The sequence below is a fragment of the Mitsuaria sp. TWR114 genome (genome assembly GCF_007997345.1).
In genome coordinates, this window is record NZ_VOSR01000589.1 from 1 (window position 1) to 5,535 (window position 5,535).

Genomic DNA, 5,535 nt, shown 5'->3' on the forward strand with positions numbered 1-5,535 from the left:
CGGCTGGCCGTCGCGCAGCAGTGGCGTCACGTTGGCCATCACCCAGTAATGGTCGCCATCCTTGCGGCGGTTCTTCACCAGGCCCGACCAGGGCCGTCCGGCCCGCACCGTCGCCCAGAGGTCGCGGAAGGCCTCGGCCGGCATGTCGGGATGGCGGATCAGGTTGTGCGGCCGGCCGATCAGCTCCTCGCGGCTGAAGCCGCTGACCGCGACGAACACGTCGTTGCAGTGCAGGATCCGGCCCTTCAGGTCAGTGGTGGACACCAGCGCGCGGCCTTCGGGGAACGGGAATTCCCGTTGCGTGACCGGCAGATTCGTTCTCATCGATGCGTTCCCTGTACGGTAAGTCTTGACTTGGATCAAGACACAGCATCGATGAGTTGGTCAGGGCGTCACTTGAGCAAGATCAAGCCATTGCGGGTTGACCCGGGAGAGGGTTGGCGCGCCGTGAAGGAGTGCCGGCGCGCGGCCGTCAGTCGAGCGTGACGATCACCGGTGCGTGGTCGCTGGGCTTGGGCAGCTTGCGCATCTGCCGGTCGATCGTGCAGGCGGTGACGCGGGGCTTGAGCGCCTCGCTGACGAGGATGTGGTCGATGCGCAGGCCCTTGTTCTTCTGGAAGCCGAGCATGCGGTAGTCCCACCAGCTGTAGCTCTTGGGCGGCTGCTCGAACAGCCGGTAGGCGTCGGTGAGGCCCAGGTCGAGCAAGGCCTGGAAGTGCGCGCGCTCCTGCGGCGAGGTGTGCGTCTGGCCGACGAAGGCGGCGGGGTCGTAGCAGTCGCGGTCTTCCGGGGCGATGTTGAAGTCGCCCATCAGCACGAGTTGCTTGTGCTGCTGGAGTTCACTGGCGAGCCAGGCGCGCAGGCCGTCCAGCCAGGCCATCTTGTAGACGAACTTGTCGCTGTCCAGCGCCTGGCCGTTGGGGAAGTAGGCGCCGATCACGCGCACGTCGCCGACGGTGCCGGCGATCAGCCGCGCCTGTTCGTCGGCATAGCCGGTGATGTTCTTGACGACGTCCCGGGCGGGCTCGCGGGACAGCAGCGCCACGCCGTTGTAGGTCTTCTGCCCGAACCACTGGACCTGGTAGCCGGCCTCGCCGATCTCCAGGGTCGGGAACTTGTCGTCGGTGAGCTTGGTCTCCTGCAGCACGAGCGCATCGACCGGATTGGCGGCCAGCCAGTCGAGCAGCTGCGGCAGGCGCACGGCCAGGGAGTTGACGTTCCAGGTGGCGAATTTCATGGTGCTCGTAGGTGATGAGGCAGGCAACGCCGCATCGTACCCAGTCCTTCGGCGCCGACGCGCCATCGCCCTGCAGACGCCAACCGGAGAGGCTCAGGTGGGCCCGGTGGGTGCCGGCGGGCGCCGCCTGCCCAGGCGCCGGGCCGATTCGATCAGCGCCGGGGTCATGACCGCCCAACCCGCCCCCAGCACGGCCAGTGCGACCGCCGGGTCAGGAAAGCTGCCGGCACCCAGGCGCACGGCGGCCAGGTAGGACAGCGGTCCCCCGATGGCGCCGAGCACCGCCGCCAGCAGCGGCCGCCCGTGCAGCCACGCCAGCGGCCCCCCGGAGCAAGGTCGCGAACAGCGCCCAGAGCGCCAGGATCCAGATCGGCGCCAGCTGGGGCAGCGGGCCGGGCGATGCGTACTGCACCCAGCCTTGCCGGACCATCGCGCTGTCCCACGCGAGGCCCATCAGCATGGCCAGTACCGTCAGCGCCAGATCCGCGGCGCGGGCGGGACTCATGGCCAGGTGCAGCAGCACGACTGCGGCCACCGCCATCACGCCCGCCGCGACCTGACCATGCGCCGCGCCGAGCACGCACGCGAACCAGGCGGCCTGGAACAGGCAGAACTGGACGAGGCCGATCATCAGCCGCCTCCTCGATGCACTGCCTGCCTGCATGGCGGCGCTCCTTCCATCGCGGCGCGCCGCGCGCTGCCGCTTCACAGCGGGTTGGGGATCAGCACCTTGTCGACGACGTGAATCACGCCGTTGCTGGCCCGCACGTCGACCGCGACGATCCTGGCCGGCGTCGCGGTGGAGTCGGTGATGGTGGGCGGCGTGCCGGCGTTGATCACGAGGGACTGGCCCAGCACCGTGGTGACCGGCGTGCCGAAGGGAATGTTGGCCGACAGCACCTCGCTGCCCAGCACGTGATAGGTCAGCACGTTGGTGAGCTGCTGCGTGCTCAGCCCGTTCACCGTCGAAGCGATGGCCGCGAAGGCGTCATGGGTCGGCGCGAAGATGGTGAAGGGACCGGCGCCGCTGAGCGTCCCCTGCAGATTGGCCTTGACCACCGCGGCGACGAGCGTGTCGAAGGTCGGGTTCACCTGCGCCATCTGGACGATGTTCAGCAGCCCCGGAGGCACGAGCACCCTGTCGACCGCGTGGATGACGCCGTTGCTGGCCATCACGTCGGCGGTCGTCACGCGGGCGGTGGTGAGGGCCGCATCCTGGATCGTGACGCCGCCGGTGAAGCTCAGGCTGAGCGTCGTGGCGTTGCCGTTGAACTTGTACAGCGTCGCCTGCGTGGCGCCGCCCGCGGCCAGGTCGGCGGCGGCCTTGCGCGTGCCCAGCACGTGGTACTGGAGGATGCCGGCCAGCGTCGATGCGGGCAGGGCGGTGACCATCGCATCGGCACTGGCGAAGCCCAGCTGCGTCGCCAGTTTCGTGAACGCCTCGTTGGTCGGCGCGAAGACCGTCAGGGACACCGAGCCGTCCGCGAGCGTCGACGCCAGCCCCGCCTTCGTGGCGGCCGCCGTGAGCGCGGTGAAGCCGCCGTTCTGGGCGGCCTGGGCGAGGGTCGGCATCGGCGCGGGATCATCGTCGTCGCCGCCGCAGGCGGTGAGCATCGTCGACACCGTCGCGGCCGCGAGCAGCCATTTGAAGAGACGCAGCATGGGGATCTCCTGGGTTGACGTTGTGGCGGTCCTGGCCGGCGCGACCGGCCCGGGGACGCGACCGTCTTACGGCGACCGCGCCGTCATGGATCAACGACGAGGCGGACCGTTACGCTGGGTGCGGCGCCCCACATTGCCGATGGCCAGGGCGATCCGGGCCGATCCGGCCCGATGGCTCAGCGGGCGAAGCGCTCGCGTAGCGCCTGCGCCTGGGATTGGATCGCACGCGTCTCCTGCGCCGACAGCCGATCGAGGTGGCGGACCTGCGCGCCCAGTCGGGGATGACGCGCGAAGCGCGTGCGGTGGCGCAGCAGGAAGTCCCAGTACAGCGTCGTGTACGGACAGGCTTGGGGACCGAGCTTGACGGCGGGCTGGTAGGGGCAACGGGCGCAATGCTGGCCGCCGCTCATGCGCTCGATGTAGGCGCCGCTGGCGACATAAGGCTTGCTCGTCATCCGGCCACCATCGGCGAACTGGCTCATGCCCAGCGTGTTGGGCAGCTCGACCCATTCGACCGCATCGACGTAGACCGCCAGGTACCACTCGTGGATCTGCGCGGGCCGTACGCCCAGCAGCAGAGAGAACAGCCCGGTCACCATGAGCCGCTGGATGTGATGGGCATAGCCCAGGCGCAGCGTCTGCCGCAGCGCGTCCGCGAGGCAGGCCAGCTCGGTCTCGCCGCTCCAGTAGAAGGCAGGCAGCGGCTGGTCCGCCTCCAGGGCATTGGCCGTGGCGAGCGCCGGCATGTGGGTCCAATAGATGCCCCGCACGTACTCGCGCCATCCGAGCACCTGACGGATGAAGCCCTCGACGCTGGCCAGCGGCGCGGCGCCCGCGCGCCATGCCTGCTCGGCGCGAGCCACCACCTCCCGCGGGCCGATCAACTTCAGGTTCATCGCTGCGGCCAGCTGCGCGTGCCAGAGCCACGGCTCGCCCGGCCACATCGCGTCCTGCCAGAGGCCGAACTCGGGCAGCCGCTCCGCGATGAAGCGCTCCAGGGCGTGCAGGGCCTGCTCCCGGGTCACCGGCCAGTCGAACTCCAGCAGCGACCCCGGATGCTCGGGAAAGGCCTGCTCAACGAGTGTCAGCACCTCGCGGGTGATGTCGTCGGGAGGCACGCGAGCGCGATCGGGCACGAAAGCCGGCCCGCCCGGCGGGAAGGGGCGCTGGTTCTCCGCGTCGAAGTTCCAGCGGTCGCCGGCAGGCTCGTCGCCGTTCATGAGCACGCGGTGATGGCGGCGCATGTGCCGGTAGAACACCTCCATGCGCAAGGTCCGTCGCCCCTGGGAGAAGGCGGTGAACTCCCGCACGGTGCAGAAGAAATGCCGGTCGTCGCGCAGTTCGATCGCATGCCCGGCGACCGCCGCCGCACCGCGCAGCGCCTCGAGCACGCGCCAGTCGCCGGGCGCCGTCAGGACCACGCGTCGCGGCTGCCAGCGCGCCAGCGCGCGCCGGAGTTCACCGGCGAGGCTGCCGGTGTTGCCTGCGTCGTCGAGTCGCACGTAATCCACCGGTCGGCCCAGCCCCTGCAACGCCCGGGCATGGTGCCGCATCGCGGAGAGGAAGAGGGCGATGCGGATCCGGCTCGACCAGACATGCTGGGATTCCTCGCGCACCTCCGCCATCCAGACGAGATCGCGTTCGGGATCGAAGTCGTCGAAGGCCGAGCTGTGCAGGTCCAGCTGGTCTCCCAGCACGATGACCAGCGAGCGCACGGCGCCCTTCATGGCGATGACGGCTTGGCAGGCATGGCGGCGGCGCGGTGTCCGGGCGCCTTCAGGCGCCCGCCCACGGGAAGCGTCCCTTTGTTGTTCCGCGTCGATATACGGCGATCGCGACGCCTTGGATCAACGCGACGCGCGGCCGCTTACCGCAGGCGCTCCACGACGCTACGCTGATCCGGCCATTCCTGGTGCGAGGCGGCGCGGTGGTTCTCCACCGCGGTGAAGGTCTTGCGCCGCTGTTCGTCGGTCTTGCGCATCGCGCGCGCGATCGAGTCGCGCGTCGTGTCGATCAGCGTGGTGACGGTCTTGCTGTCCTCGACGGTGGTGGCGTCGTAGTTGCCGCCGGCGCGGTCAAGCGTGTAGGTGCGCGACTTCTGGAAGCTGGCGCTCAGCGTCTCGGTCTGCGTCTGCGTGATCGAGCGGCCGCCGGTCGCCGCGTTGGGCCGCTCGCTGGTCGCCTGGCCGATGCGGTAGTCGGCATGGCCGGCCTCCTGGACGCTGCCGATGCGGCTGGTCCGCTGCGAATCGGCGCTGAAGCTGGCCTGGAAGTCCGCCAGGCCGCTCCGCAGCGCCTGCGTCTGCGCGCGCAGCCCGTCGCTCATCGGTGCCATCGCGCTGGGGTCGAGGGCGTCCACGGCGCCGCCATTCACGACATTCGCCGCGGGCCGGACCGCCAGCGTCGAGGCCGCGTCCCGCAGACGCTCACGTCCCTCGTCGGCATCGGGACGCCGGCCGTCATCGGCGCGTCGCGTCTCGTCTGGATCCGCGGGCGGAGCCTGCAACTGCCGGAAGGCGTCCTTGAAGGATTTCGTCATCGCCGCGTCCGCGTGGCTGCGTTCGACCGCGGCATCGACCTGCTGGAGCAACTGGTCGATGGCCGACCAGCGCCTGCCGCTCGCCGGCGCGCTGGAG

Annotated in this window: 6 protein-coding genes and 1 pseudogene; all 7 read right to left on the reverse strand. The window is 70.0% G+C overall.

Annotation, left to right across the window (positions count from 1 at the left end; genetic code table 11):
* Positions 1–324: PAS domain-containing protein (locus FUT87_RS20090; RefSeq protein WP_147242169.1), on the reverse strand; the 324-nt coding region annotated here is incomplete at its 3' end.
* 148 nt (positions 325–472) lie between these two features.
* The gene (locus FUT87_RS20095; protein ID WP_091724401.1) at positions 473–1,237 is read right to left on the reverse strand and encodes an exodeoxyribonuclease III; all 765 of its coding nucleotides are present in this window, start codon (positions 1,235–1,237) and stop codon (positions 473–475) included.
* A 93-nt stretch (positions 1,238–1,330) separates the two neighbouring features.
* Complete coding sequence (locus FUT87_RS31800; protein ID WP_186830648.1) at positions 1,331–1,519, reverse strand: DUF2878 family protein; 189 nt, start codon at positions 1,517–1,519, stop codon at positions 1,331–1,333.
* Positions 1,449–1,868 (reverse strand): DUF2878 family protein, encoded by a 420-nt coding sequence (locus FUT87_RS20105; RefSeq protein WP_186830649.1) that lies wholly within the window; start codon positions 1,866–1,868, stop codon positions 1,449–1,451. Before FUT87_RS20105 ends, FUT87_RS31800 begins: the two co-directional genes overlap by 71 nt.
* A gap of 74 nt (positions 1,869–1,942) precedes the next feature.
* Positions 1,943–2,899, reverse strand: a complete 957-nt coding sequence (locus FUT87_RS20110; RefSeq protein ID WP_255511937.1) for a fasciclin domain-containing protein — start codon at positions 2,897–2,899, stop codon at positions 1,943–1,945.
* A 176-nt stretch (positions 2,900–3,075) separates the two neighbouring features.
* Positions 3,076–4,626 carry a cryptochrome/photolyase family protein gene (locus FUT87_RS20115; protein ID WP_147242171.1) on the reverse strand — a complete coding sequence of 517 codons (1,551 nt, stop codon included), beginning with the start codon at positions 4,624–4,626 and terminating at the stop codon, positions 3,076–3,078.
* Between the two features lie 140 nt (positions 4,627–4,766).
* Positions 4,767–5,535 (reverse strand): annotated as a pseudogene (locus tag FUT87_RS29090) (hypothetical protein); the annotation flags it as partial.